The organism is Acinetobacter sp. SAAs474, from assembly GCF_032823475.1.
In the GTDB taxonomy this organism is placed as follows: domain Bacteria; phylum Pseudomonadota; class Gammaproteobacteria; order Pseudomonadales; family Moraxellaceae; genus Acinetobacter.
Genome location: NZ_CP127915.1, coordinates 2,791,357 through 2,818,304, shown reverse-complemented (window position 1 = coordinate 2,818,304; position 26,948 = coordinate 2,791,357). Strand labels below are relative to the sequence as shown.

Annotated in this window: 23 protein-coding genes; 16 read left to right on the top strand and 7 right to left on the bottom strand. The window is 37.5% G+C overall.

The features are described 5' to 3' along the window. Positions 1-46 precede the first annotated feature (46 nt). Entirely contained in the window at positions 47-532 is a 486-nt protein-coding gene (locus QSG86_RS14130; RefSeq protein WP_317032590.1) for a heme-binding protein, read from the top strand. Positions 533-546: 14 nt separating this feature from the next. Then, positions 547-948: a hydroxyisourate hydrolase gene (gene uraH, locus QSG86_RS14125; RefSeq protein ID WP_317032083.1), complete on the top strand. Its 402-nt coding sequence runs from the start codon at positions 547-549 to the stop codon at positions 946-948. A gap of 124 nt (positions 949-1,072) precedes the next feature. On the opposite strand, the gene QSG86_RS14120 is transcribed toward uraH, so the two are convergent. From QSG86_RS14120 to QSG86_RS14110, 3 genes are all read right to left on the bottom strand, one after another. Next, positions 1,073-1,774, bottom strand: coding sequence for a DUF421 domain-containing protein (locus QSG86_RS14120; RefSeq protein WP_317032082.1), 702 nt, complete (start codon positions 1,772-1,774; stop codon positions 1,073-1,075). 584 nt (positions 1,775-2,358) lie between these two features. Next, a complete protein-coding gene (gene coq7 / locus QSG86_RS14115) occupies positions 2,359-2,994 on the bottom strand; it encodes a 2-polyprenyl-3-methyl-6-methoxy-1,4-benzoquinone monooxygenase (RefSeq protein WP_317032081.1) in 636 nt (211 codons plus the stop codon). Positions 2,995-2,998: 4 nt separating this feature from the next. Beyond that, positions 2,999-4,318 (bottom strand): MFS transporter, encoded by a 1,320-nt coding sequence (locus QSG86_RS14110; protein WP_317032080.1) that lies wholly within the window; start codon positions 4,316-4,318, stop codon positions 2,999-3,001. A 288-nt stretch (positions 4,319-4,606) separates the two neighbouring features. Between QSG86_RS14110 and QSG86_RS14105 the strand changes: the two genes are divergently transcribed. The 6 genes from QSG86_RS14105 (at position 4,607) to QSG86_RS14080 (ending at position 16,622) form a co-directional block, all read left to right on the top strand. Further along, positions 4,607-7,399 carry an autotransporter assembly complex protein TamA gene (locus tag QSG86_RS14105; RefSeq protein WP_317032079.1) on the top strand — a complete coding sequence of 931 codons (2,793 nt, stop codon included), beginning with the start codon at positions 4,607-4,609 and terminating at the stop codon, positions 7,397-7,399. A 22-nt stretch (positions 7,400-7,421) separates the two neighbouring features. Continuing rightward, entirely contained in the window at positions 7,422-11,939 is a 4,518-nt protein-coding gene (locus tag QSG86_RS14100) for a translocation/assembly module TamB domain-containing protein (RefSeq protein WP_317032078.1), read from the top strand. Between the two features lie 231 nt (positions 11,940-12,170). Then, complete coding sequence (locus QSG86_RS14095; protein WP_317032589.1) at positions 12,171-12,599, top strand: DUF333 domain-containing protein; 429 nt, start codon at positions 12,171-12,173, stop codon at positions 12,597-12,599. A 74-nt stretch (positions 12,600-12,673) separates the two neighbouring features. Further along, positions 12,674-13,033, top strand: a complete 360-nt coding sequence (locus QSG86_RS14090) for a hypothetical protein (RefSeq protein WP_317032077.1) — start codon at positions 12,674-12,676, stop codon at positions 13,031-13,033. Positions 13,034-13,418: 385 nt separating this feature from the next. Beyond that, positions 13,419-13,688: a hypothetical protein gene (locus tag QSG86_RS14085; protein ID WP_317032076.1), complete on the top strand. Its 270-nt coding sequence runs from the start codon at positions 13,419-13,421 to the stop codon at positions 13,686-13,688. 294 nt (positions 13,689-13,982) lie between these two features. Then, positions 13,983-16,622: a bifunctional aconitate hydratase 2/2-methylisocitrate dehydratase gene (locus tag QSG86_RS14080; protein ID WP_317032075.1), complete on the top strand. Its 2,640-nt coding sequence runs from the start codon at positions 13,983-13,985 to the stop codon at positions 16,620-16,622. Positions 16,623-16,843: 221 nt separating this feature from the next. Here the strand turns inward: QSG86_RS14080 and QSG86_RS14075 are convergent, their stop codons facing one another. Next, positions 16,844-18,301, bottom strand: a complete 1,458-nt coding sequence (locus tag QSG86_RS14075) for a DASS family sodium-coupled anion symporter (protein WP_317032074.1) — start codon at positions 18,299-18,301, stop codon at positions 16,844-16,846. Between the two features lie 479 nt (positions 18,302-18,780). Here QSG86_RS14075 and QSG86_RS14070 point away from each other — a divergent pair, with 479 nt between their 5' ends. The 8 genes from QSG86_RS14070 to QSG86_RS14035 all read left to right on the top strand — a co-directional run bounded on the left by QSG86_RS14070 (position 18,781) and on the right by QSG86_RS14035 (position 24,676). After that, positions 18,781-19,773, top strand: coding sequence for a KpsF/GutQ family sugar-phosphate isomerase (locus QSG86_RS14070; RefSeq protein ID WP_317032073.1), 993 nt, complete (start codon positions 18,781-18,783; stop codon positions 19,771-19,773). Continuing rightward, complete coding sequence (locus QSG86_RS14065; protein ID WP_317032072.1) at positions 19,774-20,313, top strand: KdsC family phosphatase; 540 nt, start codon at positions 19,774-19,776, stop codon at positions 20,311-20,313. A gap of 40 nt (positions 20,314-20,353) precedes the next feature. Then, positions 20,354-20,896: an LPS export ABC transporter periplasmic protein LptC gene (gene lptC / locus QSG86_RS14060; protein WP_317032588.1), complete on the top strand. Its 543-nt coding sequence runs from the start codon at positions 20,354-20,356 to the stop codon at positions 20,894-20,896. A 16-nt stretch (positions 20,897-20,912) separates the two neighbouring features. Beyond that, complete coding sequence (gene lptA, locus QSG86_RS14055) at positions 20,913-21,452, top strand: lipopolysaccharide transport periplasmic protein LptA (protein WP_410487473.1); 540 nt, start codon at positions 20,913-20,915, stop codon at positions 21,450-21,452. Next, on the top strand, positions 21,452-22,201 hold the full coding sequence (gene lptB, locus QSG86_RS14050; RefSeq protein ID WP_317032071.1) for an LPS export ABC transporter ATP-binding protein: 750 nt from the start codon (positions 21,452-21,454) through the stop codon (positions 22,199-22,201). The genes lptA and lptB overlap by 1 nt, the downstream gene beginning before the upstream one ends. A 225-nt stretch (positions 22,202-22,426) precedes the next feature. Beyond that, the gene (locus tag QSG86_RS14045; protein WP_317032070.1) at positions 22,427-23,026 is read left to right on the top strand and encodes a YigZ family protein; all 600 of its coding nucleotides are present in this window, start codon (positions 22,427-22,429) and stop codon (positions 23,024-23,026) included. Further along, positions 23,023-23,637, top strand: a complete 615-nt coding sequence (locus QSG86_RS14040; RefSeq protein ID WP_317032069.1) for an acyltransferase — start codon at positions 23,023-23,025, stop codon at positions 23,635-23,637. The genes QSG86_RS14045 and QSG86_RS14040 overlap by 4 nt, the downstream gene beginning before the upstream one ends. A 196-nt stretch (positions 23,638-23,833) precedes the next feature. Continuing rightward, positions 23,834-24,676, top strand: a complete 843-nt coding sequence (locus QSG86_RS14035) for a universal stress protein (protein WP_317032068.1) — start codon at positions 23,834-23,836, stop codon at positions 24,674-24,676. A 144-nt stretch (positions 24,677-24,820) separates the two neighbouring features. Here the strand turns inward: QSG86_RS14035 and QSG86_RS14030 are convergent, their stop codons facing one another. The 3 genes from QSG86_RS14030 to fdxA form a co-directional block, all read right to left on the bottom strand. Beyond that, entirely contained in the window at positions 24,821-25,486 is a 666-nt protein-coding gene (locus QSG86_RS14030; RefSeq protein ID WP_317032067.1) for an O-methyltransferase, read from the bottom strand. Between the two features lie 168 nt (positions 25,487-25,654). Next, positions 25,655-26,380, bottom strand: coding sequence for a D-Ala-D-Ala carboxypeptidase family metallohydrolase (locus QSG86_RS14025; protein ID WP_317032066.1), 726 nt, complete (start codon positions 26,378-26,380; stop codon positions 25,655-25,657). A gap of 127 nt (positions 26,381-26,507) precedes the next feature. Beyond that, positions 26,508-26,831: a ferredoxin FdxA gene (fdxA, locus tag QSG86_RS14020; protein WP_004973093.1), complete on the bottom strand. Its 324-nt coding sequence runs from the start codon at positions 26,829-26,831 to the stop codon at positions 26,508-26,510. Between the last annotated feature and the right edge of the window lie 117 nt (positions 26,832-26,948).

Sequence of the window (26,948 nt, the reverse complement as noted above, 5' to 3'; positions counted from 1 at the left end):
ATTTGATTTGGATACAATTTTTATAAGTCAGCTTGAGACGAGAATGATGAATACATTGAAATGGTTTGTTTTCGCAGCAACATTGCTGAGCAGTCATACTTTTGCACAATCAATACAATTGAAGCAAGTCTATGCTTTAGATACTAAGACGGCACAGCTATTGATGCAAGCTGCACAGCAGCAGTGTCAAAAGATAAATCAAAATATTGCAGTTGTTGTCGTTGATCAAGGCGGTAATCCATTGGTCGCACAGCGACATGAATCTGTAGGTCCACATAATTTAGCAGCTGCGGAAAAAAAAGCCTACAGTGCATTGTCAACTAAAACACCAACATTGATTTTAAGTCAAAATGCCCATGAAAATAGTGATGCAAAAAACTTGACCACAGTATCAAGTTTACTTTTATTGGGTGGTGGTGCACCTATTTTTTATCAGAAGCAACTGGTAGGTGCTATTGGTGTAGCGGGTGCGGGTGGTGCGAAAAATGATCATCTTTGTGCTGTGTCTGCAATTGAAGCTGTTGTTAAATAAATGAGGATATAACCATGTTAAAAAAGTTTTTACCACTGTCTACACTATTGATGACGTCGATGTTATTTGCACAAGATAATCCCTTGAGTGTGCATGTTTTAAATTTGGAGAATGGGCTACCTTCTGCCAATGTTGAAGTGGTATTAGAACAGCAGACAACAAAAGGGTGGGTGAAATTAAATCAGAAAATGACAGGTGAAAATGGTCGTATTACGGCCCTTTATCCGGAAAATAAAGCGTTAGCACAAGGCATTTATAAAGTGACATTTAAAACGGAAGATTGGTTTCGAAAACATAATCAAACGACATTTTTCCCAGAAGTCCCTGTTATTTTTAAAATAGATGGTGAAGTCAAACATTATCATATCCCGCTATTGTTAAGCCCATATGGTTATTCAACTTATCGCGGTAACTAAGCAAAATCCAGCACAATCGCTTTAATGGTCTGGCTTCCTATACGATAATTAGATCGCTATCTATAGGTTGCCAGAAACTAATCATTTTATGGATTGTTGCAATTCAATGAGTGATATTCATTATCTAAAGATGATAGTCAATACTGATGTGTGATACTGGTACAGAATGTTCGAGATTAATCCAATGGGTTATACCATCGTGATCAACGGCGAATAGACCACGGTAGCAATATTCTAATAAATAAATATTTTCTAATTTTAAACCCATTGCTGTGATTTGTTCTACTAGCCATACTTGATCTTGTTGAATTTGTTCTAATGCAATCTTTTTGATACAACCGTTACTGACTAAGATTTTAGATGGAACTTGTTGTTGATCTAGCGTTACCGTTAATTGTCCATTAGGTTCTATTTGCGCATAGGCAACTTGTTGGAATGAGGTAATACCTTGGGCATGAATTAATGAACTGATATTCAGAATATCAATTTTATTTTTATTTTTTTTAATATTTTCAATAATAAACCGACCATTTTCAATAATTGGAATAGGATCACCTACTGTAATTTGTTGAACAATATCAAATTTTTTAGTGATATAATTGAAAAGTGAAATTAAAAATACGCCTAGCAATAGCACTATAATATATTGTAATAAAGTAATATTATCATTATAAATAATACCGCCAATGATGCCGCCTAAAATAAAATTACCAATAAAATCGATCGGCGTTAATTGTGATAACTGTGTTTTTCCGGAATAATTTAAATGAGCAATGACGATTAAAAAGCCAATAATTAATTTAAATAATAAAAATGCATAAAACATGATCTGGACTCTTTCATACTAAATAATGGAATACTAAGGATGATGAACGTTTGATATGGTCATATTGGGTATTTGACTGAACAATAAATGATGTTGAATAGCTAATCGTTATCGTAATTTTTTTCATGCTCGCAGTGTTATAAGTACAATATTTGGATCGATAATCAGATTTTTTTCATCTTTTTCTTAACGATTGAGCTTGATGATTGGATGTGATATTAAAATATAGCTGATTATGGATATAGACTTATATTGAATCATTTTTAATTTAAATTATTTATTTGATTTTTATAATATATGTTGCTCAAGCGTAAAGTTGTTTATAGTATTTTGTCTTAAATTAAGACTAAAGATATTTCATCATTTTGTTTTGAAACTATTGTTGTATTTTCAATGACATCAAACATCAAACATCATCGTCAGTCATGTGATCAGTATGAGATTGCTGAGCGAGCACGAAGTGATTGTTCTGAGTTCACACTAAAATGACAGCATCACGTATACGATAGGTAATATTGGTCATCATCAGATGTCATTTTAGTGATTACAAACAGTATTAGGCCTGTTTTTGTCAAACAATGCCTTTAGATATAATAACTGGTCTTGGTCATTAATTTGGAAATCATACTCATCGTCATACGGACTGGAGTAGGTAGATCCACTCCACCTGCCTCAAGTGCAGTATCACGATGGTGTAATTCATCTTGATTCATTTGCTGAAGAATTTTTAAAGAGCGCTGGTCTTGGGCTGGTAATTGCTGAATATGGTGTTGTAAATGCAAACTCACTTGACGTTCTGTTTCTGCAACAAAACCTAAGCTATATTTATCACCTGCAATCCCTGCGATTGCACCCATAGTGAAAGAAAGTGAATACCAGACCGGATTGAGTAAACTGGGTACACTATCAAGTTCTTGTAAGCGATCTTCACACCAAGCAAGGTGGTCTTGCTCTTCAATCGCAGCTTGCTCCATTTCACGGCGAACATTGGGCAGTTTAGCGGTCAGTGCTTGACCATGATATAGTGCTTGAGCACAGACCTCACCGCTATGATTGACACGCATAAGACCTGCAACATGCCGAGCATCACTTACTGACAATTGTGCATGTTCAGATTCTCCGGGATTCTCACGCTGAGCAGAAGTCGCTCCAGGCACTAAGCTACGTAAAGCCTGATCAAAAGAGTGAATGAGCTTGTCTAGACCTGTATATTGACGCATGAAATTAATCCTCGAGTGAGAGATGAGCTGTTTTGAGCATTGGTTTAATTTTGATGAGCAACCAGCATGAAAATATGGCACTGAGAACAGCAGTGATGCAAAACAGTATTTTCATCTCTATGTCTAAAATACTTAAAATTAAAATGGAGAATACAGCAGAACTTACCATAAAAATTGCATTTAAGATATTGTTGGCAGCAACGACCCGAGCACGATGTGATCGTGGTGAATATGCTTGCATCATGGCATAGAGCGGTACAATATAAAAACCACCGCTAATACCGAGTAACGCGATGGCAAACATTAAATGATAGTAAGCCGCACCCTGTTGAAATATTTCATTTAGATTAAGTATTTCTCCTTGATGAGGTGGAATAAAATGTAAGCTGAGTGCCAAATAAAATGCAAATAATGTTAAGCCAATTGCACCAATCGGGACCATTTTAATGCTGATTGTAGCACCACCAAGTTTTCGACATAACAAAGAACCAATACCGATACCCACCGAAAAAATGGTTAATAATAAAATGACGACATTTTCATTAGCATGTAAGTTTTCTTGTGTCATTTGAGGAATTTGAGTTAAGTACGTCGCACCATAAAACCAGTACCAAGAATTGCCCAGTAAAATGGTAAATACCAAAGGTAGGCGTTTAGAATATTGTAAGGTTTGGACGCTGGTACGCCAAAAGTTCCAATCGACTTTTAAATCGGGTGCGGTAATCGGTTGCTTGAGGATAAAGCGACTACACACATAACCGATCAGTGCAATCATTAAAACGGTAACACTTACCCAAATGAGATGACCCCCAGCACTAGAAATGACGCTTCCTCCTAGAATCATTCCCATTAAAATCGCCATTGAGGTACCCGATTGAAATAAGGCATTGCCTGATACCAGTTCATTCGGTTTTAGGATTTCAGGTAATATGGCATATTTAATTGGTCCAAAAAATGTAGAGTGGGTACCCATTAAAAATAATGCCAGCAATAATAACCATAAATGCCCAAATATAAAGCCAGCAGCACCAATCAGCATAATCAAAATTTCGAGTAGTTTAATGATACGAATTAGGTGTGAACGTTCATATTTATCTGCTATCTGACCAGCAGTAGCAGAAAATATAAAGTAAGGTAAAATAAACAGTAACGCAGCAAAATTATTGAGTGTACTGATACTCAAAGATTGTTGCTGAATTAAGCCATAAGTAATGACCAATAGTAAAGCTTGCTTAAATACATTATCGTTTAAGGCACCAAAAAACTGGGTGAGAAACATCGGTAAAAAGCGCCGTGTACTTAGCAAATGTTGGTTTTTTTCCATGGCTTTGATACTTCATTTAAAATTATTAAGAATTGTGACGAAGGAATATAATAATACATAAAATCATGTATGATATTTAATGTGTTTTCATGAATAAAAATTTATTGATATTTGATATCTATCATAAAATAATGTAAAGCATTTAAAAGGGGTTTTATTTTAGAGTGAAATTTCTGCTAAATAAGTCATTATCATGGTGTTATTTTAACGTATATAAATATTGAACAATTTTTGTCGTGATGCATATTTACTCATTCATCATCAATATTAAGCTAGTATAGAGTCTGTATGTTTGCACAGCTAACGTTTAAAAAATCGGTATTGTATATGAGTGTGAATGCCATTACGCAATGGAAACACACTAAATATTTGTGCGTGAGTGTTTTGTTAAGTGTAGTCAGCTGTCAAAGTTTTGCTGCATCATCAACAAATCAAACCGCGAATTTTATCGCAGCCCAAGATATTGAGAAAAAAAATACTGAGCAAACGCAAACCATCAATCAAGCTGAATTACAGGCACCAATCCCATCGCAAGTCAGCGCTGATGCTACTGCTACAGCAGAGCGAGCAACGCTGAAACCAAGCATCGATTTGAATCAAAATGCTATACCCGATAGCATGCAAATGTTGCAACAGCAGATGAATCAACAGAATTCATTGGATGACTTTCAAAATATTGAATTTGAACAGTTAGGTGATTTACCTACATTTAACATCAATGAAAGTATGGCCAATGAAATTTATGCGGTTGCTGATGAGGCAAAAAAAGAGGCATTACAGTATCGAGAATCGCAGAAAAACCGTGTGGAGTTAAGTGCTGAAACTCGTCAGGAATTTGCACAAATTGATATTGCACCAGTCAATGTTGATCATTTGATGTCAGAAATTCAATCTGAGAGCAATATTGTGATGCAGGAAGAAACAGCATCTGCAACAGAAATCAAAGGTTTTGGTGTCGAGCCAGACACAGAAGAAACGAAAAAACCTAATTTTTTTCAACGTGTTGTTAATCTGGTCCGTCCAGAAAAGAATACAGCTCAAGTAGAGCGAATAGCGTTGAATATAGTGATGATGAATGATAGCGCTACCACTAAAAAACAAAGTAAAGCCCTAGAAATTTTAGAAGATAATATTGAAGCCAAGTTATCTAATTATACAGTAGAAGCGTTTGAGGATTATGCAGCGGCCGTACCACAATTACGTTCATTGGCCAATCAAGCTGCTCAGGCTGTTGGATATTATAACGCTACGTTTAGATTTGAACGTGAAAGTCAACGTAAATTAAAAGTGTTTGTTGAACCGGGTCAACCTGTGATTGTTGAAAAACAGGATATTACCTTTACAGGTGCAGGAGCAGATTTACCACAGTTCCAAGTAATTGCCTTATTACCCGATTTACAAGTAGGTGAGGTGCTCAATCAAGGTTTATATACACAAACTAAACAGCGTATTGTTGATGCGGCTTCAAATTTTGGTTTCTTTGATTCGTACTGGCGTCTACATGACATTAAGGTTTTACAGCCACAAGATACTGCCGATATTAATTTAAAATTTGAAACTGGAAATCGTTATAAGCTGGGTAATGTCGAATTTGTGATGAGTGATCCCAATAAACCATTTCCTTTAGATCCCGATGTTTTACAAGCGATGGTGCCTTGGCAAGATGATCAGCCTTATGCATTATGGCGTGTAAATGAGTTTATGACGAATTTAACCAACTCACGTTATTTTAATTATACTTTTGTCGATTCAATTCTACCTGATCCGGTCACAGTACCTTTAGAGTTAGCACCAGATTTACAGGCGCTGATTGATGAACAAGGGGATGAGGCTGAATTACGTGCGCAGTTAAATCCACAGCCTAAAGCACAATCATCGAAAGAAGTGACTCAAAATGTAGTCAATGAAGCGCAGTTTGCAGGAACGACAAATGACGAGCAAAATGAACTAACAGCACGATCATTGACACATATTGCAGAAGATCATGTTGAAACAGATGAGTTAAAACAAAAAGTTCGAGATCAACAAAAAATTCCTGTTATTGCGACATTAAACGCAGATAAACTCAATAATGTCGAACTGGGTCTGGGTTATGGATCAGATACAGGCGTACGGTTAAGAAGTCAGTATCGTCGTGCCATTGTTAACCGTAGAGGGCATAGTTTTGATGCCAATATGGAAGTTTCACAAATTCGTCAAGCTATCGACGGCCGCTATCATATTCCCTATAAAAATCCAATTAATGACTATATTTCGCTGGTAGGGGGCTATGAGCGAGAAGAGCGTAAAGATGTTACCAATACAGCGAATCTTCAGGTAGAAGCTGCGGTGATTGGTGCTGATCGTGTCATTAAAAATCCACGTGGTGGATGGCAACATATTTTTAGTACACGTTATCGTTTAGATCGTTTAAAACTGGATGGTAGCAATCGATCTGATTTTGAAAATGATCAAATTCCAACCTGGTTTTTAGCGAATGGTTCGAGTACACAACAAGAGTCATTCTTGGTAGGTTATGAAATTTATCGTGTGGATACCAATAAACGAGTTAATCCTACACAAGGTTTTAGCCAGTCTTATAAAGTTGAAGCCGGTGGTCAAAAGCTGCTGAATGAAACCAATTTAGCGATTGCCAATATCAATTGGAAGTTTATATTTTCCTATGGCGAAAATAGTAACAATCAATTTATTGGTCGTGCAAATTTGGGTTATATTTTTGCAGAAGATTTTGAAAAAGTACCTTATAATTTGCGCTATTTTGCGGGTGGAGACCAAAGTATTCGAGGTTTTGATTATAAATCGCTCTCACCAACAGAAAATGGTTTTAAAGTGGGGGGGCAAGCATTGGCTGTGGGGTCATTAGAATATAATTACCAGTTTATAGAAGGATGGCGTGCTGCAGTTTTTAGTGATTTTGGTAATGCCTATGATAAAAACTTTAGTGATCCAACCGAGTATAGTGTCGGTGTCGGTTTACGTTGGGCCTCACCAATAGGTCCTGTACGTATCGATGTTGCATCTGGAATCTCATCAGAAGATCATCCTATTCGTTTACATATCATTATTGGTCCACAATTATAATTTACAGGTTTAAATAATAACTATGGCTGAAGTTCAACAGCAGTTAGAAACTCCAACACCGCCTCAACCTAAACGTAAAATACTAAAAAGTATTTTATATGTCTTATTGTTTGTGCTGGTTTTTGTAATTGCTGCTTTAGCCTTAATGGTGTCTACCGATCGAGGAAGTAAATTTCTGTTAGATCGCGTGCTGGAAAATCAAAAAACCATTCATTATGAATATGAGGGTGGAAATTTACTTCGAGGGGTAATCTTAAAAAATATATTGGTTACCTTAAAAAGCGTCGATGTTAAAATTGATCGAGCAGATGTCGCACTCGGCTGGCGTGCTATTTTACAAAAAGAAATTCACCTCTATCGGGCAGATGTTGAAAATTTAAAAGTCATCATGAAAGGGCCGCCAAGTCAGGAGCCATTTAAATTTGATGATATTCGGCTGCCTTTTACTTTGCGCTTAGATCAGGCAAATCTAAATCATTTACTGATTCAAACGGCAACTGATGTAAAAGTTGATTTTTATAGCCTGCATTTAGAAGATGCTTTATGGCAGGACACGCGTTTAAGTTTTAAAAATACCTATATGGATATGGGCTATCTCAATGTGAGAAATGCACGTGGCTTTATGGACTTTACTCACCAAGGACGATATCCACTTTTTGTACGTGCAGATCTGAATATTCCCGCCTTAAATGACAGTTTAAATATACATGATATTACGGTGATGGCTAAAGGCTCTTTAGATACTGTACGAGCAGGTTTTGCGACACAAACACCTGATATGCTGACAGGATGGGGGGTTTTACATCCGCTTCGTGATGCCGTTCCAATGAAAGGTGCAGTGAAATTAAAACAGTATCATTTACCTTTTTTAACAGAACAGAAATTATTAGTAAAGCAAGGTAAAGTTGATTTTTCTGGCAATATTCATCGTTTAACTTTTGCATTAAATAGTGATTTAAGTGGTCAAGATATCCCATCAGGCCAATATCAGGCCGTGATGAGTACAGACTTGGTCAACCAATTGAATATTCATCAATTTAATGGTCAATTGATGCAAGGTACAGTGAAGTTGGCAGGTCAGGTAAATTGGCAGAAATACGTAAACTGGAACGTGAAAGGACATTTAGATCGTTTGAATTTAAATGATAAAATTATTCCAGCTGCTATAAAAGATTTTCTTCCACCTGATCTAAATGCCAATATTGCATCTACAGGAAATTTGCAAAAAGGCATACAACTCAAAGCATCGATTGATTTTGATCAATATGAACAGTGGGATATTGATTTTAAACAAAACCCTGCACAGGCCAATAAAGCGGCACCAATGTTATTAAATGCACATTGGCGTAATTTTAATCGGGCAGTACCTTATATTGGCTGGTTGAATAGTCCTACAGGTGATGTTCAAGTGCAATTGTTAAATCAACAGCAAAATATTCAATTGAATACACAGATTACACAGCATGAGAAAAGTCTTCTACCGCAAGGCCAATACCAAGCGCAGCTCAGTTTAAATAATGATGATTTAAAAATTCCATCATTTCGCTATTTAGATGGTCGTGGTGGTTTAACAGGACAGGCTCGTATTCAGTTACCGACTGAACGTAAAACATTAAAATGGACAGCAGATTTAAATGCAAGCCAGTTTAATCCGCAACGTATTTTAGCATCTGCGCCTGTGAATTTAATCAATGGTAATATTAAAGCCAATGGTTATGCTAAACCGAATCAGCAAATTATTAAGCTGAACGCGATTAATTTAAGCGGTCATCTGGCGGAGCAAAATGAAACGGTACAATTGTTGGGTAAAAGTACTGTTGCATTGATTTTTGATGATGAAAAGTCGGGTGGAGCGTTTAAAAGTTTTGCGGTAGATTATGATGGTGCCTTAAAAGCGAGTGCGTTACCAGCAAGCCAAGGGTATTTGAAAGCTGTTGTTGCAGGTACCAGTAATTATATTAAAATTCAGCAGTTATATCACGATGGCGCTGCTGGGAAAATTGCTGCAAGTGGTTTGTTAAATCTGAATCGTGGTGTGGGGTGGGATATTAATGCCTCGCTGGTTCGGTTTAAGCCCCATTATTTTATGCAAGGTTTAAATGGTGAAATTTCAGGTGTTGTACGTTCTGAAGGCGTATGGTCAGATGCCTTAAAGAGAGTAGCTGTTTCACGTTTGAATTTGGCCGGAACCCTGAATGGTAAACCGATTCGTGGTACAGGTAATCTGGCCTTAATTCTAGATGCAAAAGATAAAGGTTTAGTGCCGCAAAAATTTGAAGCCAATAATTTATTCTTGGTTTATGCGCAAAATAAAATGCAGGCATCAGGTAATGCACAAAGTTTAAAAATTAAAATTGATGCACCGGCATTAAATGAATTATATGCGGGATTAAAAGGGCGGATATATGGCTACTTGGATGTGCAATCACAACCACGTTTAAAAGCGATTGCCAATCTTGCAGTTGATAATTTCAGATTGAATAATTTATTTAGTATTAAGCAAATTCGTATTCAAGGTGAACTACCTACTTCAGAAACCAGACCAACCCAACTGGTTGCGACCATGGATTCATTGCGTAAAGATAATCGTGAAATTCAAAAAGCGCAAATTTTGGTTGAAGGTACGCGTAAAGCACATATTCTAAAATTAAGTGCGGAAAATAAATATTCTCAATTATATGTTCAATTGGCAGGTGGTTTTAATGCCCAGAATAATTGGTTAGGACAAATTCAAAAAGGTGATTTTGACTCATTTAAGACACATTTAACCCAAGTGCAAAATGCCTCTATTATTTATAATACTAGCCAGAATGATCTTTGGGTGGGTGCTCACTGCTGGGCAAGTACAAATAGCCAGCTCTGTTTTGATCAGCCGATTAAAGTCAGTGCTCAAGCTGGGAATGTTTCATTTGTTACCGAAAATTTGGATTTAAGCGATTTTTCTGCGTTTATGCCAGAAGGGTTAGCCATTACTGGTAAAGTCAATGGTTTTGCTAAGGCGGCTTGGGCGCAAAATCAAAAACCAAAAATTGATGTAAAAGTAATTACACGTAACGGAAAAATAGGATTAACAGATCAGGATGTTGCAGGCGTAAGTTCAAGCTTATCTTATGACCAAGTTGCCTTAATTGCAAAAAGTGTGAGTGATGGTTTGCAGCTACGTTTAGATGTCAAAACACCAGCAATTGGTACAGGTTATGCCAATGTTGTGATTGATCCTTATTCTGAAAATAAAAATATGCGTGGTGATATTGCATTTTATGATGTTAATTTAAAAGTATTTAAACCCTTTATTCCTGATGTTCGTAAGCTGGGGGGAATATTATCTTTTGCTGGGAAAGTACATGGATCATTAACGCAACCTTTGATGACCGGTGATCTTCGCCTTAAAAATGGTGAGATCAGTATGATGTCACTTCCTGTAAATTTAACCAATATTCAGCTTTATTCGGCCATTCGCCAAGATTCAGCCAGTATTACGGGTGCATTTAATAGTGGTCGTGGTGTTGGACGTTTAACGGGAGGTATTGACTGGAAAACCGAACCTAAAGTGGTATTAAACTTAAAGGGTAATAATTTATTGGTTCGTCAAGCACCATTTATTACAGCATTAGTCCAACCTGATATGTCATTAGAGGCTTATCCATTACAGAAAAAAGTCAAAGTGGTTGGTGAGGTTGTTATTCCTAAGGCACTGATTTCGATGCCTGAATCAACAGTTTCTGCGATTGATGTTTCTCCAGATGTGCGTGTGGTATACGACGGACAAGATCAGCTTGCGGTTCTAAGAGCGGCTAAGCCGTGGAGCATTGAAACCAAAATTGATCTCAAGTTGGGTAATCAGGTTATTTTCCAAGGACTTGATAGCCGTTTCCCATTGGTTGGTCGGTTGTATCTGACGCAAGTGGGTACTGAAGCAGCAATGCGAGCAAATGGTGCAATTGGGGTTAGTCAACGGGTTAAATTTGAAGCTTATGGGCAAAGTTTAGAACTTACACGTGCTATTGCCCGATTTAATGGTCCTTTAACCAATCCAACCCTAGATATGGATGCCAATAAAATGATTCAGGGTAATATTGTTGGGGTACGGGTTTCTGGTACAGCATCTAGTCCAAATATTCAAATTTATAATAATGCTGGCCTGTCTGAACAAGAAGCATTAAATGCCTTGCTGACTGGTCGAATTAATAATGGTTCTAGTTCGTTAAGTACAACTGCTGGTTTTAAATCAGATGTCAGTAATACCATTGCAGCAGCAGGTTTAAGTATGGGCTTAGGGGGGACACGTGCGCTCACCAATCAAATTGGTCGAACCTTTGGCCTAAGCGGTTTATCTTTGGATGCGCAAGGACAAGGGGATGATACGCAAGTGAGTTTAACGGGCTATATCACGCCTGATTTATTTGTTCGTTATGGTGTGGGTGTCTTTAGTTCAGTGAATACCTTAACCATGCGTTATCAATTAAATCAACGTTTTTATTTGGAGGCTAGTCAGTCTTTAGAAAAAGCGATCGACTTTTTCTATAATTGGCGCTTTTAATATGATTCCATATAAAATGTGATTGAGTATGATGTTCTAGTGATATGTTATTTTTGATATCATGCCGTGATGATATTAATTGATATGCTCGATCAAAATATAAAGAGATGTTCTTTATGATGAGACGAGCAATCGCTATGGCTGAAAGTCATGCATGTTTTAATTACACACTCAAATGTTCAGGCACGAAAGTGATTGACTTCATGTTATTAAAAAAGGTTGTTTGATGTGATGAAAAAACTATTGATTATTGCAATGTGGATGCCCTTGATTACATCATGTACAGGGTTGCCAAAATCACAGCCAGCATCACTCGCTATTGCCAATCCCGCTAGTCAGTACTGTGTTCAACAAGGCGGACAGATTGAAATTAAACAAGAAGCAGATGGTGCAGTCGGATATTGTCATTTTGCTGATGGGCAAGTTGTTGAAGAATGGAGTTTTTTTCACCAAAATCAATCGGTATGTAATGAGCAAGCAGCACAGCAGTTAATTCATCAGAAAATACCGACCGAAGCACAAATTAAAGCAAAAACACATGCCAAAATTGTACGTATTGTCGCGCCTAATCAGGCTGTAACGACAGATTATCGTGCAGATCGCATTACATTGACTGTTGATCCTGTACATCAAGTTGTACAACAGGCAAGTTGTGGTTAGTGCGTATTGATTGATTTTTAGATATGATGCCAATCACTCGTGTTGATGATCGTAGTGTGATGGAGAAGTTGTAAATGAAAAGGTTAATGGCTCTAGTTGCTTTGGTGATGTTAACAGGTTGCGCGGAAAAGAAGCCGTTAACACCTGAAGAGCAATGGCATGGCTATTGTAAAAGTATTGGCAATGCAGCCCGTTCAATTATGCTGGATCGTCAAAATGCAATTGAAAAATCCCAAGCGATTGAGCATGCCAATAAAGTGGATGATGAGATTACCAAAACATTTATCCTGAACATTATTGAACATGTTTATGCCTTGCCAGAAACGGCAATTCGCCAAGATGTAGATGCGGCAAGAGAAAAAGTACGTGTTGAATTTACAGAAAAATGTTTGCAAACGCCACATGATAAAATGCCAGATTATAAACAATTCTAGTGTTCAGGATGACTAGAGCAGAATACAGATCTAGATCATCAATATGATTATAAGATGATCATCAGTGGCTATAGATCACATTCTAATATCCTCAAAAGATGTTCTATACATACTGTAAAGGGCTTAATTCCATTGCTGTAGTGATGATCCTAGAGATGTTTAAAACTATAGTCATATTGAGCCACACTGATCTTTTTGGTGTTTTTGTCTGCTTTTAAAGATTGGATTGATAGACATAGTGTTGGATGATTAATTGTCTGAAAGAAGATGATTGTTATGCCAGCTTGGCGATTTAGCTTGTTCACATAAAACTATATGTTAAATCTGGCAAATCTGTTGATTTTTTGCCATATTGTCATAAAGACTAAAAAAGCAGGTGACAGCCATGGAAGTCGTTGGATACTTAAATCAATCGGATCTACTGTTAGAGGATGAGCAAGGAGTTGCTGTTATTGGTGGTAGTTCTTATGTGCTGAGTGTTGGGGATAAGGTTTATATCGAACAACCAGTTAATCAAGATGCTCGGGTCTACGCCATTAAGATTTCATTTGCTCATGCAGCACACAGTATGTTGCATGAAGATCAGATTCAGATCAAATTTTCTGGATGTCGAGACAGTTTGCAACAGTATATGCAACAAACTACTGTACACTAAGGTTGAATATGATTAAAACCCAGAACAAGGCAATATCATATTGCCTTTTTTATGAATTAATTCTGGTCAAAGTTACTTAAAACTGTAGCTCAAATGATGATGTGCATTGAAATTGTGTGTTGAATATACAAAAACAGCACTATTTATTTAAAAAATAATGGGCATCATAAAGAAACAGTTTACTTGCATTAACTTTTAACTCGAATTTTAGTAAAATTTTGCTGTCCATATTATTTGTGAAGCTTACACAAGCAGGAATTCATAGATAATTTTTTAAAAAAGAGGAATTACACCGTGCTAGAAGCTTACCGCCAACACGTTGAAGAACGTGCCGCACTCGGAGTCCCACCGAAGCCACTTGATGATGCTCAAACTGCTGAACTTGTTGAATTATTAAAAAATCCACCTGCTGGCGAAGAAGCATACTTAGTTGATTTGCTTGAAAATCGCGTACCTGCAGGTGTTGACCAAGCTGCATATGTTAAAGCTGCATTTTTAACTGCTGTTGCAAAAGGTGAAGCAACTTCTCCGCTTGTTTCTAAAGAGCGTGCGGTTTATTTATTAGGTACAATGCTCGGTGGTTATAACGTAGCCCCTTTGGTTGAGTTACTTGATGACGCTGCTTTAGGTGAATTGGCTGCTGAAGCACTGAAAAAAACCCTTCTTGTTTTTGATGCATTCCATGATGTTGCTGACAAAGCAAAAGCAGGTAATGCCAATGCAAAAGCGGTTATGCAGTCTTGGGCTGATGCTGAATGGTTCACTACGCGCCCAGACGTTCCTGAAGAAATCAAATTAACTGTATTTAAAGTTACTGGTGAGACCAATACGGATGACTTGTCTCCAGCACAAGATGCATGGAGCCGTCCAGATATTCCATTACATGCCAATGCAATGTTGAAAAACGTGCGTGATGGTATTCAACCTGAAGTACCAGGTGAAGTGGGTCCATTAAAACAAATCCAAGCATTAATCGCTAAAGGCAACCAAGTTGCTTATGTGGGTGATGTTGTGGGTACAGGTTCTTCTCGTAAATCTGCAACGAACTCTGTTCTTTGGTTCTTTGGTGATGATATTCCTCATATTCCAAACAAAAAAGACGGTGGTTACTGCTTAGGTTCTAAAATTGCTCCAATTTTCTTCAACACTATGGAAGATGCTGGTGCGTTACCTGTAGAAATTGATGTCGCTAACATGAATATGGGCGATGAAATTACACTGAAAATTGATCATGCTGCTGCAAAAGTAACTGCATTTAAAGCAGGTGAACAAATTGCTGAAGCGGAATTAAAGACACCTGTACTTCTTGATGAAGTGCGTGCTGGTGGCCGTATTAACTTGATCGTTGGTCGTGGCTTAACAACTAAAGCACGTGAAGCATTAGGTCTTCCTGTATCAACTTTATTCCGTACGCCAGTTCAACCTGAGAATACAGGTAAAGGCTTTACTCAAGCACAAAAAATGGTTGGTCGTGCTTGTGGTCTTCCAGAAGGTCAAGGTGTTCGCCCTGGAACTTACTGTGAACCTAAAATGACGACGGTTGGTTCGCAAGATACCACAGGTCCGATGACACGTGATGAATTAAAAGATTTAGCATGTTTAGGCTTCTCTGCTGATCTTGTCATGCAATCTTTCTGTCATACTGCTGCATATCCAAAACCAGTTGACGTACAAATGCAACACTCGCTTCCTGATTTCATCATGAACCGTGGTGGTGTTTCATTACGTCCGGGTGATGGTATTATTCACTCTTGGTTAAACCGTATGCTTCTTCCAGATACAGTAGGTACTGGTGGTGACTCACATACACGTTTCCCAATTGGTATTTCTTTCCCAGCAGGTTCTGGTCTTGTAGCATTTGCTGCTGCAACAGGTGTTATGCCACTTGATATGCCTGAGTCTGTATTGGTTAAATTTAAAGGTAAAATGCAACCTGGTATTACATTACGTGATCTTGTGCATGCAATTCCTTACTATGCGATCCAAGCTGGTGATTTAACTGTAGAGAAAAAAGGGAAGAAAAACATTTTCTCTGGTCGTATCTTAGAAATCGACTTAACAGAAATGGAAACAGAACTTACTGTTGAGCAAGCATTCGAACTTTCTGATGCGTCTGCTGAACGTTCTGCTGCAGGTTGTGCAATTACACTATCTGAAGAGAAAGTAGCTGAATACCTACGTTCAAATATCACCATGTTAAAATGGATGATTTCGCAAGGTTATGGTGATGCACGTACGATGGCTCGTCGTGTTGAAAACATGGAAAAATGGTTAGCAAATCCGTCATTACTCAAAGCAGATGCTGACGCTGAATATACCAAGGTATATGAAATTGATCTTGCTGACATTCAAGAGCCAATTCTTTGTTGTCCAAATGACCCAGATGATGCAAAACTTCTTTCTGATGTTCAAGGTGCAAAAATTGACGAAGTTTTCGTGGGTTCTTGTATGACCAATATCGGTCATTTCCGTGCAGCGGGTAAACTTCTTGATAAAGTACCTGGTGGTTCATTATCGACACGTTTATGGTTAGCGCCTCCAACACGTATGGATGAGCACCAATTAATGGAAGAAGGTTACTATAATATTTATGGTAAAGCTGGTGCACGTACTGAAATGCCAGGTTGTTCATTATGTATGGGTAACCAGGCACGTGTAGCACCAAATACAACATGTGTATCGACTTCTACACGTAACTTCCCGAACCGTTTAGGTCAAGGTGCAAATGTTTATCTTGCATCTGCAGAGCTTGCATCTGTTGCAGCTGTACTTGGTAAATTACCAAGCCCAGAAGAATATCAACAATATGCAACTCAAATTGACAGTATGGCGGCTGATATTTATCAATACTTAAACTTCGACAAGATGGGTGAGTATACGGATGCTGCCAAAGATGTTGATACCAAGAAAATTGCTGCTGCTCAATTGTCTTAATGTCTGCAATATTACATTAAATTGAGTAAAAATAAGGGCTGATTAATCAGCCCTTATTTTTTTGATTGTTATTTTTTGATATATGCTGAGCAGGGCAATATGGTCTCTGTATAGATTATTTGATCTATAAATATCGCCTTAACGTCACAGTCTAGCGATATTGTCGGTCAAGTTGTTTAGAGTACATGGATAGCTTAATCTTATTTTTAATGGTTTTATACTTACCAATAGCCTAAGAACTTCCACCAAATTCCACCAAGAACAATAAAAATGATGATATTACAAACACTCATCACAAAACCAGCTTTCCACCATTCACCAAGTGTGGTGAAACCTGAGCCAAAAATAATCGGTGAAGTTCCTGTAGCGTAATGCGTCAGGGTCATCATGATACTTGATGCTGCGGCCATCATCAGTGCGAAATACATGGGTGGTGCACCTACTGCCAGACCTGCGATATAAAATGCAGAAAACATTGCGGTAATATGTGCTGTTGTACTGGCAAAAATATAATGTGCATACATGTAAGCCAGTAGTAATAATAAGCATGCTGGAACCCAAGTGAGGCCTAAATGACCAATTCCACCTTGTAAAACACTTGAAAACCACGTAATTAAACCAAGTTTATTTAAAAAGGTGGCCATCATCACCAGTGCCGAGAACCATGTTACAGTATCCCATGCACTTTTTTGTGTTAAGACATCATCCCAAGTTAAAACACCCGTTAAAAGTAATAATGAGAGTCCAATAAATGCAGTTGTAGTGGCATCAAGTGCCCACATATCACCCAATAACATGGCTGGAATACCCGCCCACAAAACTAATAATAAGCCAAATACAATTAACATAATCATTTCATGTGGTGTAATTGGTCCCATTTCTTTGAGGCGTTTTTTCGCAAATTCAGCCGCATCAGGCGTTTTTTTAATCTCGGGTGGATACATGATATATAAAATAATCGGCATCAGTGCTAATGCAATAATTCCTGGAATGATCATGGCTACGGCCCAAGTCGTCCAGCTGAGATGAATTTCACTTCCTGTTGCTTTGGCAATTAAATCGACAACTAAAGGATTGGGTGCAGTTGCAGTGATAAACATGGCGGAGGTAATTGGATTGGAGTGATAATTGACCAGTGCGAGATATTTACCAATTTTTCCTTGCGTACCCTGTTTGGGGTCTGAATCAAAGCTATCTGCCATTGAACGCATGATAGGATGGATAATTCCACCCCCTCGTGCTGTATTGCTTGGTGTTACTGGTGCTAAAATTAATTCCGATAATGCTAAGCTGTACCCAATACCGAGGGTATGTTTTCCCCATACGGCAATAAAATAATAGCCTAACCGTGCACCAAGACCAGTCTTTTGTAATCCTTTAGAAATCATGATTGAAATACCAATCAACCAAATTAAAGGATTGGCAAAACCACTTAAGGCATCTTTGATTGCATCAGCGGGTTGCTCCGAGGTTACCCGAGTAATAGCAACCAGTGCGATGGCAATAATAGAGATCGCACCAATTGGCATGGCTTTACCAATAATTGCAGAGATTACACCCAAAAACATGGCAAATAATAACCACGCATTTGCAGTTACACCATGGGGAATGGGAATAATAAACCAAATGACCAGTGTGAGCGTGATGGAAAATAAAGTCGGTATCAGTTTGAATCCCATGATATAAATTCTCCTAATTATATGATTATTATATATTTTTATGCATGAAAAGCATGTGTAAATATAATTTTACCTGAGTTCTTTTCAAAATATGCTTGATCAATATGAATCATATGCTATTGATGCCCTGTTATCATAGATCTAAACGCGATTATCTGCGGATATTGAAGTGAAGATGTGTTGTTCATTTGTGTCCTATATGGATTGATAATTTCGTCAGTGGAAATAATAAAGCCATAAAATGAGCCAATAGAATGATTTAAATTAAGTAGCTATGCTGTGATGCGAGTAGCTGCATATTTCCTGTTCATTAAGCAGTAGATCGACTTTAACTATCGTGATCATCATCGTGAAGATTTACAAATATATGTTTTTTATTTTTAATATTTGAACTGTCTAATTGCATAGATCTGTTAAAATTGTGACAATGAGAATATCTTGAAATGTTGATGTTCCTGTCATTTTTATAGGATAAAAAGTTGAACGCTGAAAATAAGTTTAATTCGATTAATTTCCAAGCTGTAGCTTTAGAAACGTTAAAGATTGAAGAACATGCATTGACCGTTTTGGCAGATCAGATCGATGATCGTTTTAGTCGGGCTTGTGAAATTATTTTAAAGTGTCAAGGCCGCTTAGTAATTACCGGTATGGGAAAATCAGGGCATATTGGCCGCAAAATGGCAGCAACTTTTGCATCTACAGGAACCCCTTCATTTTTTATGCATCCAGGTGAAGCTGGCCATGGTGATCTTGGCATGTTAGTCCGTGGTGATGTTTTAATTGCGATTTCTAACTCGGGTAAAAGTGATGAAATCATGATGTTAATGCCTTTGATTAAGCACTTGGCGGTTCCTTTGATTACCATTAGTGCGGATGCCACAGGCCCTATGCCGCAAAATGCTGACGTTGCATTAACCTTAGGTGAAATTCATGAAGCATGTCCACTGGGATTGGCGCCAACATCCAGTACCACTGCAACTTTGGCCTTAGGTGACGCTTTGGCTGTTGCTTTATTGGATGCGCGCGGTTTTACTGCAGATGATTTTGCTCGTTCTCATCCAGCAGGTGCATTAGGTAAACGCTTATTATTGGATGTACAACATTTGATGCATACCGAAGAAGAGCTCCCTCGAGTTTCACCCAATACACCAATGAATCAGGTTTTATATGAAATCTCGAGTAAACGATTGGGTTTAACCACTGTCGTGGATGAACATAACTATTTATTGGGTATTTTTACCGACGGTGATTTACGTCGTTTGATTGATAAGCAACAAGGTTTTGATGTAAATTTACCTGTTTGTGAGGTCATGATCAAACAACCATTTACGATTTCTCCACACGCTAAAGCAGTTCAAGCTTTAGAAGCATTAAAGGATAAAAATATTAATCAGTTTGTTGTCGTAAATGATGTGAATCAGGTCGTTGGTGTAATTAGTATGCATGATTTAATTCGTGCTGGGGTAAATTAAATGGCATCTTATATTTTGCTAGAGCAGGCACGTCATATTAAAGCACTCGTTTTAGATGTAGATGGCATTTTAAGTGATGGTTTTGTGACTTTGACGAATTCGGGTGATGAAATAAAATCATTCGATATTCGTGATGGTCTTGGTATGAAATTGGTACAACGTGCTGATGTAAAAGTGATTATTATCACTGGTCGCCAAAGTCATATTGTTGAAAAACGTATGGCAGATTTAGGTGTAGACTTGGTATTTCAAGGCCGTGAAGACAAAGGCGTGGCATTAAAAGAAGCATGTGCGAATTTTAATTTATTGCCTGAAGATTGCTTGTATATGGGGGATGATTGGCCGGATTTATCTGCATTTGCGATTGCAGGAATGAAAGTTACTGTACCAAATGGTCATGTTGAAGTACGTCGTCGTGCAGATTTGGTGACACAAGCGCAAGGTGGTCGAGGTGCAGTACGTGAAGTATGCGATATGATCTTAATGGCCAAAGATATGTACACCGAGTTACTCGCTGAATATACAGCACTTCCGAGATGATGCTATGTCATTGCAATATCTGAGTTAAATAGTCGATATGATTGATACTAAAAATTTATATATCATTGCATTAGTGGTTGGATCATTTAGTGCAGGATATTATTATTACAGTGGTAAAAGTAATAAACTTGAAGTAGATTCTGCAAGAAGTATGACCTATTCTGCTGAAAAGATTAATTTAATTCAGACTAATGAACAAGGTCAGGTCAGTGTTAAAGCGCAAGTCGATCGTTTAATGCAAGATGATTTAAAGCATACATCTCAATTTGACAATTTGAATGCGCAAACCTATGAAAATGATAAGGTTGATGGTACCTTTTATGCCAAAGTGGCGTATGGCTATGATGATAATCAACGTATTGTTTTATCCGATCAGGTGATTGCAACCCGATTTCTTCCATCAGGTAAAATGATTCTGACCACCACTGAACTTACTGGTTTTCCAAAGACCAAAGAAATCGAAACTGATAAACAAGTTATGATTGACAGTCCACAATCTAAATTAATTAGTCAAGGACTAAAAGCAAATTTAAATAGTGGTCAATACGAGCTTTTTTCTGTTAGAGGAACATATGAACCATAAGACTAAGCTTACATATATGAAAATGTGTTTAAAGCAAACTGTCGCTGTAGGCTTGGCATTAATGATGAGTAATGCTGTTTTTGCATTACCCTCAGATCGTCAACAACCGATTAATTTAGTTGCTGATAAACTGACCTTTAATGAGAAAACAGGGGTGAATACCTATTCTGGTAATGTCATTATTACCCAAGGTACTATGCGTCTACAGGCCAATAGCATTGTGGCTAACTTTAATGCTAAAAAAGAAATTCAGACGATTACTGCCAAGGGTAGTCCAGCGTATTTTCAGCAGAAAACAGATCCTGCTAAAGGATTGGCCAAAGGTAGTGCTCAGCAAATTGTTTATAATGCTGACACGGGTATTATTACCCTAACAGGAAATGCGTCATTGGAGCAAGATGGTTCAAGTATTAAAGGTGGTGTATTACGTTATAGTATGAATAAGGGTGATATTGAAGCCTTAGGTACACCAAATAAAACGGGTTCATCGAGTGGTCGTGTGCAAATGGTTATTCCACCTTCAGCGTCTAAATCATTCCCAGGGGCGCGTGATTAATGGAAAAACAACAACAAGATACGGTGCAAATCTTATGTATTAAGCATTTAGCAAAAAATTATAGTAAGCGCTGGGTGGTTAAAGATGTTTCTTTTACCATGAGAAGTGGTGAAATTGTGGGGCTTTTAGGCCCTAATGGTGCTGGGAAAACCACAAGTTTTTACATGGTTGTTGGCTTAGTGCGTATGGATAAAGGTGAAATTCATCTGGATGATTTAGATATTTCTCAGCTTGCTATGCATGAACGTGCTCGTAAAGGTATTGGCTATTTACCACAAGAAGCCTCAATTTTTAGAAAATTAACCATTGCTGAAAATATTATGGCGATTCTAGAAACACGTAAGGATCTCAATAAACAGCAACGTCAGCAACGCTTACATGAGTTACTGAGTGATTTTAAAATTACTCATATCAAAGACTCACTGGGAATGAGTGTTTCTGGTGGCGAAAGACGTCGCGCAGAGATTGCCAGAGCATTGGCAGCAGATCCTAAATTCATGCTATTGGATGAGCCTTTTGCTGGTGTTGATCCAATTTCAGTGGGTGATATCAAAGATATCATTAGTACACTTAAAGATCGTGGTATTGGTGTGTTAATTACTGATCATAACGTACGAGAAACATTAACGATTTGTGAACGTGCTTATATTGTCAGCGAGGGTGCAGTCATTGCTGAAGGTACGCCAAGTGAAATATTGAATAATGAAGTCGTTCGACAAGTTTATCTGGGCGAAGATTTTATGGTGTAATACAGATAGAATTGCTTAAAAACACCTAAAATTTAAACAGCGATAAAGAGTAAATTGAGTTTAAAGTGGGTCTTTAAATTATTCATTATTTTTATAGCAAGGTTTAAATTTATCCATAATCAACAGCATAAAAAAGCCTTTTATGATCAGAGAGGCTTTTTTATTTTGCTTGAGATGGAATTTAGCTAAGTCACAGCTCTTTGATATATTGTAATATTTTCTAATATGCCATTTACGATTTTAAGTTTAGTTTGTTTCGAAGAAGAAATAAAAAAAAGTCGCTTTCAAGCACTTGCCATGCCTGTTGAACATGAACAGGCAGTCAAATTATGTCTGGAAAAATATAAAGATCCGACCACAACCCATCAATGCTGGGCATGGAAAATTGGTCACCAAGTCAAGTTTAATGATGATGGTGAGCCATCAGGAACAGCAGGACGTCCTATATTGGCAATGATTGAAGGTCAAGATTTAACGAATGTGCTGGTGCTCGTCAATCGCTGGTATGGTGGCATTAAATTAGGGACAGGCGGTTTGGTGCGTGCTTATGGTGGCTGTGCTGGGAAAAGTTTATTACTGGCAGATAAAATAGAATTAATTGTTAAAAAACAAGTGAGTTTTTCTTGTTGGTTTAATGAATGGCCAATTTTACAGTATGAATTAAATCATCATCAGGTTGAGTATCAGGAAATATATACAGCCGAAGGTGTTGAAATTACAGCATTGCTCTGTCTAGAGCATATCGATTTTTTTACAATAAAATTGCAAGATATCAGCCGTGGTCGAGTGCAACTCAAAATTGATGATGAAGGCGATGTGATATGAATGAAGATCGGTTATTAAAGTATCGCGAGCAACATCAACATCGTTTAAATTACATGCCTTGGTTATATTGGCGTTTAAAACCCAAACATCGGATTTGGGCTGAAGCATGGCAGCAAGAATATCAGGCTTATTTGATGGAAATGGAAACCATTCAGATTGGTAAAAATTGTTTTATTTCACCTTTGGCACATATTTTTGCTGAACCAGGACGAAATATTGTCATTGGTGATGATAGTTTTATTGCGGCAGACAGTGTGCTACATGGCCCATTACATATAGGTCATGAAGTTGCAATTAATCATCACTGTATTTTAGATGGTGGTCGGGCGGGTATTCGTATTGCCAATCAAGTTCGTATTGCGGCCTATTGCCATTTATATGCTTTTGATCATGGCATGGACTTAAAGCAGCCAATTTATCAACAGGCTGTTCGTTCACAGGGGATTACGATTGATCAAGATGTGTGGTTAGGTGCGCATGTTGGGGTGAAAGATGGTATACATATCGCAAAACATGCTATTGTGGGAATGAATAGTATGGTGACGAAAAATGTTGCTGAAGCGACCGTAGTCGCGGGAAATCCAGCCCAATTTATTCGTTTCAGGGATTAGGTTATAGTGCCATACAACGATGTGATATTGCTATTATTGCTTCAATTTTGTAGCGTCATGTCAAAATATAACATGTTGATATAATGAAAAATAACATAAAAAAATTTTGCTTTATATAAAATAAAATCTATAAATATGCTAACTTGAATCAAATAATGATGAATGAATAATTAAATTAATTCTGGAGGAAATGCTTATGAAACGTGTCATTGCCTGTATAGATTCATCACCATGTATTTATGCACTTGCTGATGCTGCGGCATGGATTGCAATGAAAACCCATCGAGAATTAGTATTGTTACAAGTTTTGGATTATTATCCAGCCAGTTATCATTTGGGGGAAATTAGTGGGGTCATTGGTTTTGAAAGTAATGCGATGCTACTCAAAGAGCTCGCAGAGCTTGAGCAAAAGCAAAGTGAGTTGGCTTTAGATTATAGTAATAACTTATTGGATTATATTTCAAAAATCATTAAAGACAAGCATGGTATAGATGCAATACATATTCAAGAAAAAGGTGATTTTCTAGAAGAAAGCTTTGCTGTTTTCCGCGAAGATGATATTGCCGTAATTGGACGACTGGGTGAGCGTTCTGCTGAGCGTAACAAAACCTTGGGGAGTAATGTTGAAAATCTGATACGAGGTGCAAACTGTACCGTCATGACGGTAAGTGATACCTTTAAACCACCAACACGATTCATTTTTGCATATGAGTATTCTCCGACCTGCGTTAAAATGATGAAGCGTATTGCACAATCAGACTTATTAAGATTATTACAATGTCATTTATTATATGTGGGTGATCATCCAGAAATTTTAGATGAACCCGCACATTATCTTGCTGAAGCGGGCTTGGATGTCGTGACTGAATATCGATATGGTGATGTGGCAGAGCATATTTTAAGTTATCAGCGCGAGCATGGTATTCAATTAATTGTGATGGGTGCATTCAGTCACAGTAAAATTCATCAGTTTTTCTTAGGTAGTATTACCACAACAATTTTTAGAAATGTTGCAGTACCTTTGTTGGTGATAAAATAGTCGGGTTGTTTTATTTACTTTTACTGAAAACTTTGGGTTAGAGTTATCCTCATAAACTGTGGATAACTCTATGGATACAAGCTATATCTATTTGATATTTAATAAAAAATAAAACAAGATTATTTTTTATTCGTGTCGACCTGATTACTTCACAATCGCGATCGCAAAACCATCATGACCTTTACTACCCACGGTCTGTAATGCAGTACATGATAAAATTTTTGGATGATTTTGCATCTGCTGAAATAAACTGCGAATACCTTCAATACTTGGTTTTTTATTTTCAGGATTTAAAATTTCACCTGCACGAATCACATTATCCAGTACAATTACGGTTCCAGCACGTGCATATTTTAAACTGAGTTCTAAATATTCAGGATAACTTTGCTTGTCTGCATCAATAAAAATAAAATCAAAAGGTATGGTATCTACTGGTAGTGAGCGTAGTATTTCTGCAGCTCGTCCAACTTTTAATTCAATGGTTGCTGATAATTGTGCACGATCAATATTTTCTTGAGCGAGTGCTGCGTGGGTATCACGCCCTTCGATCGTTAACACATAGCCGTCTTCAGCAAGCGCACGTGCTAGCCAGACTGTACTGTATGCTGCAAATGTACCAAGTTCTAAAATACGTTTAGACTGATTCATTTGAATTAACATTTGTAGCAACATACCTTGATTGGCGGCAACAGCCAGATGGTCAGGGAAGCCCTGTTCAGCTGTATAATCTAAGGTTTGTTGTAAAATAGGATCTTCAGGAATTAAATGTGAATCAATAAACTGATCTATTTCCGTCCACATTTCTTGCATAGTCTTGCCACCTTTGTTGCGATGCATGCATTTTATACTTTTCTGACCGGACTGCAATTTTAAAAATAGCGTGATCTTTGCTCGATTAAAATCGTAGCCAACAAAACGGTTAAAGTATGGGCATGCGCAATGTCATCATCAAGATTTAAATCACATTAGCGCAATGCTTTACTCATACACACACATGGATGATTGGCGAGAAGTATCCGGCCCCCATGTACGATAACCTTGAGTATCAATATGAATTTGACCCGATGCATATAAACCGAGTCCCATATTTAAGGCTTGGCCATATTGAGACCAGAAACGACATAACCTGAATTTAGTATTTTCAATATCCATATAGTCAGCAGGTTGTGGATATTCGGGGCCAATTCTAAAGTCGATTGCAGAATTCATCACATGCCTTGATGATGCTGCACCACCAGCACAACGATTTAATGCCAAATTACGATAAACTGAAGTTACGGTAAAGTCAGTGAGAACTCGTGAGGCAATTAAATATTTAAACACTTTTAAAGTTGGAATTTGATTTGCCCATAGCTCTTGTGGCGGCACTTCATATTCTGCATGGCCGCATTTTTGCCAATCACGTGCTGAACGTAGTAGTTCATAACTGGGGACAATATTCCCGACTTGATTTTGGTCGAGAAATTTTTCATATTCACGAACCTGATATAAGTTATTGCTGACAGCCATCCATGCATTATAGCTATAGGGAATAACTTTGGCAGTAGCACTTTGCTCAAATGTTGCTTGATTCTGTGATGATATATGTATGCGTTGACTTTGAGGTTTTGTCTTGGATGGTGCTTTGGGAGGAGTGGTAGAGCAGCTCATCAAAGTAAAAGGAATAACACCGAACGAAAGCACGACTTTCAGAAAATGCGTCATTATATAAATCAGTTGTTTATTAATATCGCGACTATAATAATGCAAAACAATGACTAAAGATCAGAAATATTGCAAGTGAATGTGTATAAAGGTTATAAAAAAAGATCAGCGTATGCTGATCTTTGTATTACTTTTCTAGATATTGTAATTTATCGGGTTTCCCATTCCATTCTTCACGATCTGCTGGTTGGTCACCAATTTGCGTGATATTTGGCCAGGTCTGTGATAGCTCTGCATTAAGTTCAATAAACACTTCTTGACCTTCAGGAAGTTCATCTTCTGAAAAAATAGCATTCGCTGGGCACTCAGGCTCACAAAGTGCGCAGTCAATACATTCATCTGGATTGATGACAAGAAAGTTAGGCCCTTCATAAAAACAATCCACAGGGCAAACTTCTACACAGTCTTGATATTTACATTTAATACAGTTTTCTGTGACAACAAATGTCATGGCGACAGCTACCTAAAATTTGGCTTGAATAACTAAAGCCTATTTTAGGCAAAAATGGTCACAACAAACAATTCCTTTTATTGATATTTATTATTTAAATCTATGAATAAGGCGTTA

Excerpts from the sequence above, each read along its gene's own strand:
- QSG86_RS14130 (WP_317032590.1), top strand. The coding sequence starts at position 47 with ATGAATACATTGAAATGGTTTGTTTTCGCAGCAACATTGCTGAGCAGT.
- uraH (WP_317032083.1), top strand. The coding sequence starts at position 547 with ATGTTAAAAAAGTTTTTACCACTGTCTACACTATTGATGACGTCGATG.
- QSG86_RS14120 (WP_317032082.1), bottom strand. The coding sequence starts at position 1,774 with ATGTTTTATGCATTTTTATTATTTAAATTAATTATTGGCTTTTTAATC.
- coq7 (WP_317032081.1), bottom strand. The coding sequence starts at position 2,994 with ATGCGTCAATATACAGGTCTAGACAAGCTCATTCACTCTTTTGATCAG.
- QSG86_RS14110 (WP_317032080.1), bottom strand. The coding sequence starts at position 4,318 with ATGGAAAAAAACCAACATTTGCTAAGTACACGGCGCTTTTTACCGATG.
- QSG86_RS14105 (WP_317032079.1), top strand. The coding sequence starts at position 4,607 with ATGTTTGCACAGCTAACGTTTAAAAAATCGGTATTGTATATGAGTGTG.
- QSG86_RS14100 (WP_317032078.1), top strand. The coding sequence starts at position 7,422 with ATGGCTGAAGTTCAACAGCAGTTAGAAACTCCAACACCGCCTCAACCT.
- QSG86_RS14095 (WP_317032589.1), top strand. The coding sequence starts at position 12,171 with ATGAAAAAACTATTGATTATTGCAATGTGGATGCCCTTGATTACATCA.
- QSG86_RS14090 (WP_317032077.1), top strand. The coding sequence starts at position 12,674 with ATGAAAAGGTTAATGGCTCTAGTTGCTTTGGTGATGTTAACAGGTTGC.
- QSG86_RS14085 (WP_317032076.1), top strand. The coding sequence starts at position 13,419 with ATGGAAGTCGTTGGATACTTAAATCAATCGGATCTACTGTTAGAGGAT.
- QSG86_RS14075 (WP_317032074.1), bottom strand. The coding sequence starts at position 18,301 with ATGGGATTCAAACTGATACCGACTTTATTTTCCATCACGCTCACACTG.
- QSG86_RS14065 (WP_317032072.1), top strand. The coding sequence starts at position 19,774 with ATGGCATCTTATATTTTGCTAGAGCAGGCACGTCATATTAAAGCACTC.
- lptA (WP_410487473.1), top strand. The coding sequence starts at position 20,913 with ATGAAAATGTGTTTAAAGCAAACTGTCGCTGTAGGCTTGGCATTAATG.
- lptB (WP_317032071.1), top strand. The coding sequence starts at position 21,452 with ATGGAAAAACAACAACAAGATACGGTGCAAATCTTATGTATTAAGCAT.
- QSG86_RS14045 (WP_317032070.1), top strand. The coding sequence starts at position 22,427 with ATGCCATTTACGATTTTAAGTTTAGTTTGTTTCGAAGAAGAAATAAAA.
- QSG86_RS14040 (WP_317032069.1), top strand. The coding sequence starts at position 23,023 with ATGAATGAAGATCGGTTATTAAAGTATCGCGAGCAACATCAACATCGT.
- QSG86_RS14035 (WP_317032068.1), top strand. The coding sequence starts at position 23,834 with ATGAAACGTGTCATTGCCTGTATAGATTCATCACCATGTATTTATGCA.
- QSG86_RS14030 (WP_317032067.1), bottom strand. The coding sequence starts at position 25,486 with ATGCAAGAAATGTGGACGGAAATAGATCAGTTTATTGATTCACATTTA.
- QSG86_RS14025 (WP_317032066.1), bottom strand. The coding sequence starts at position 26,380 with ATGACGCATTTTCTGAAAGTCGTGCTTTCGTTCGGTGTTATTCCTTTT.
- fdxA (WP_004973093.1), bottom strand. The coding sequence starts at position 26,831 with ATGACATTTGTTGTCACAGAAAACTGTATTAAATGTAAATATCAAGAC.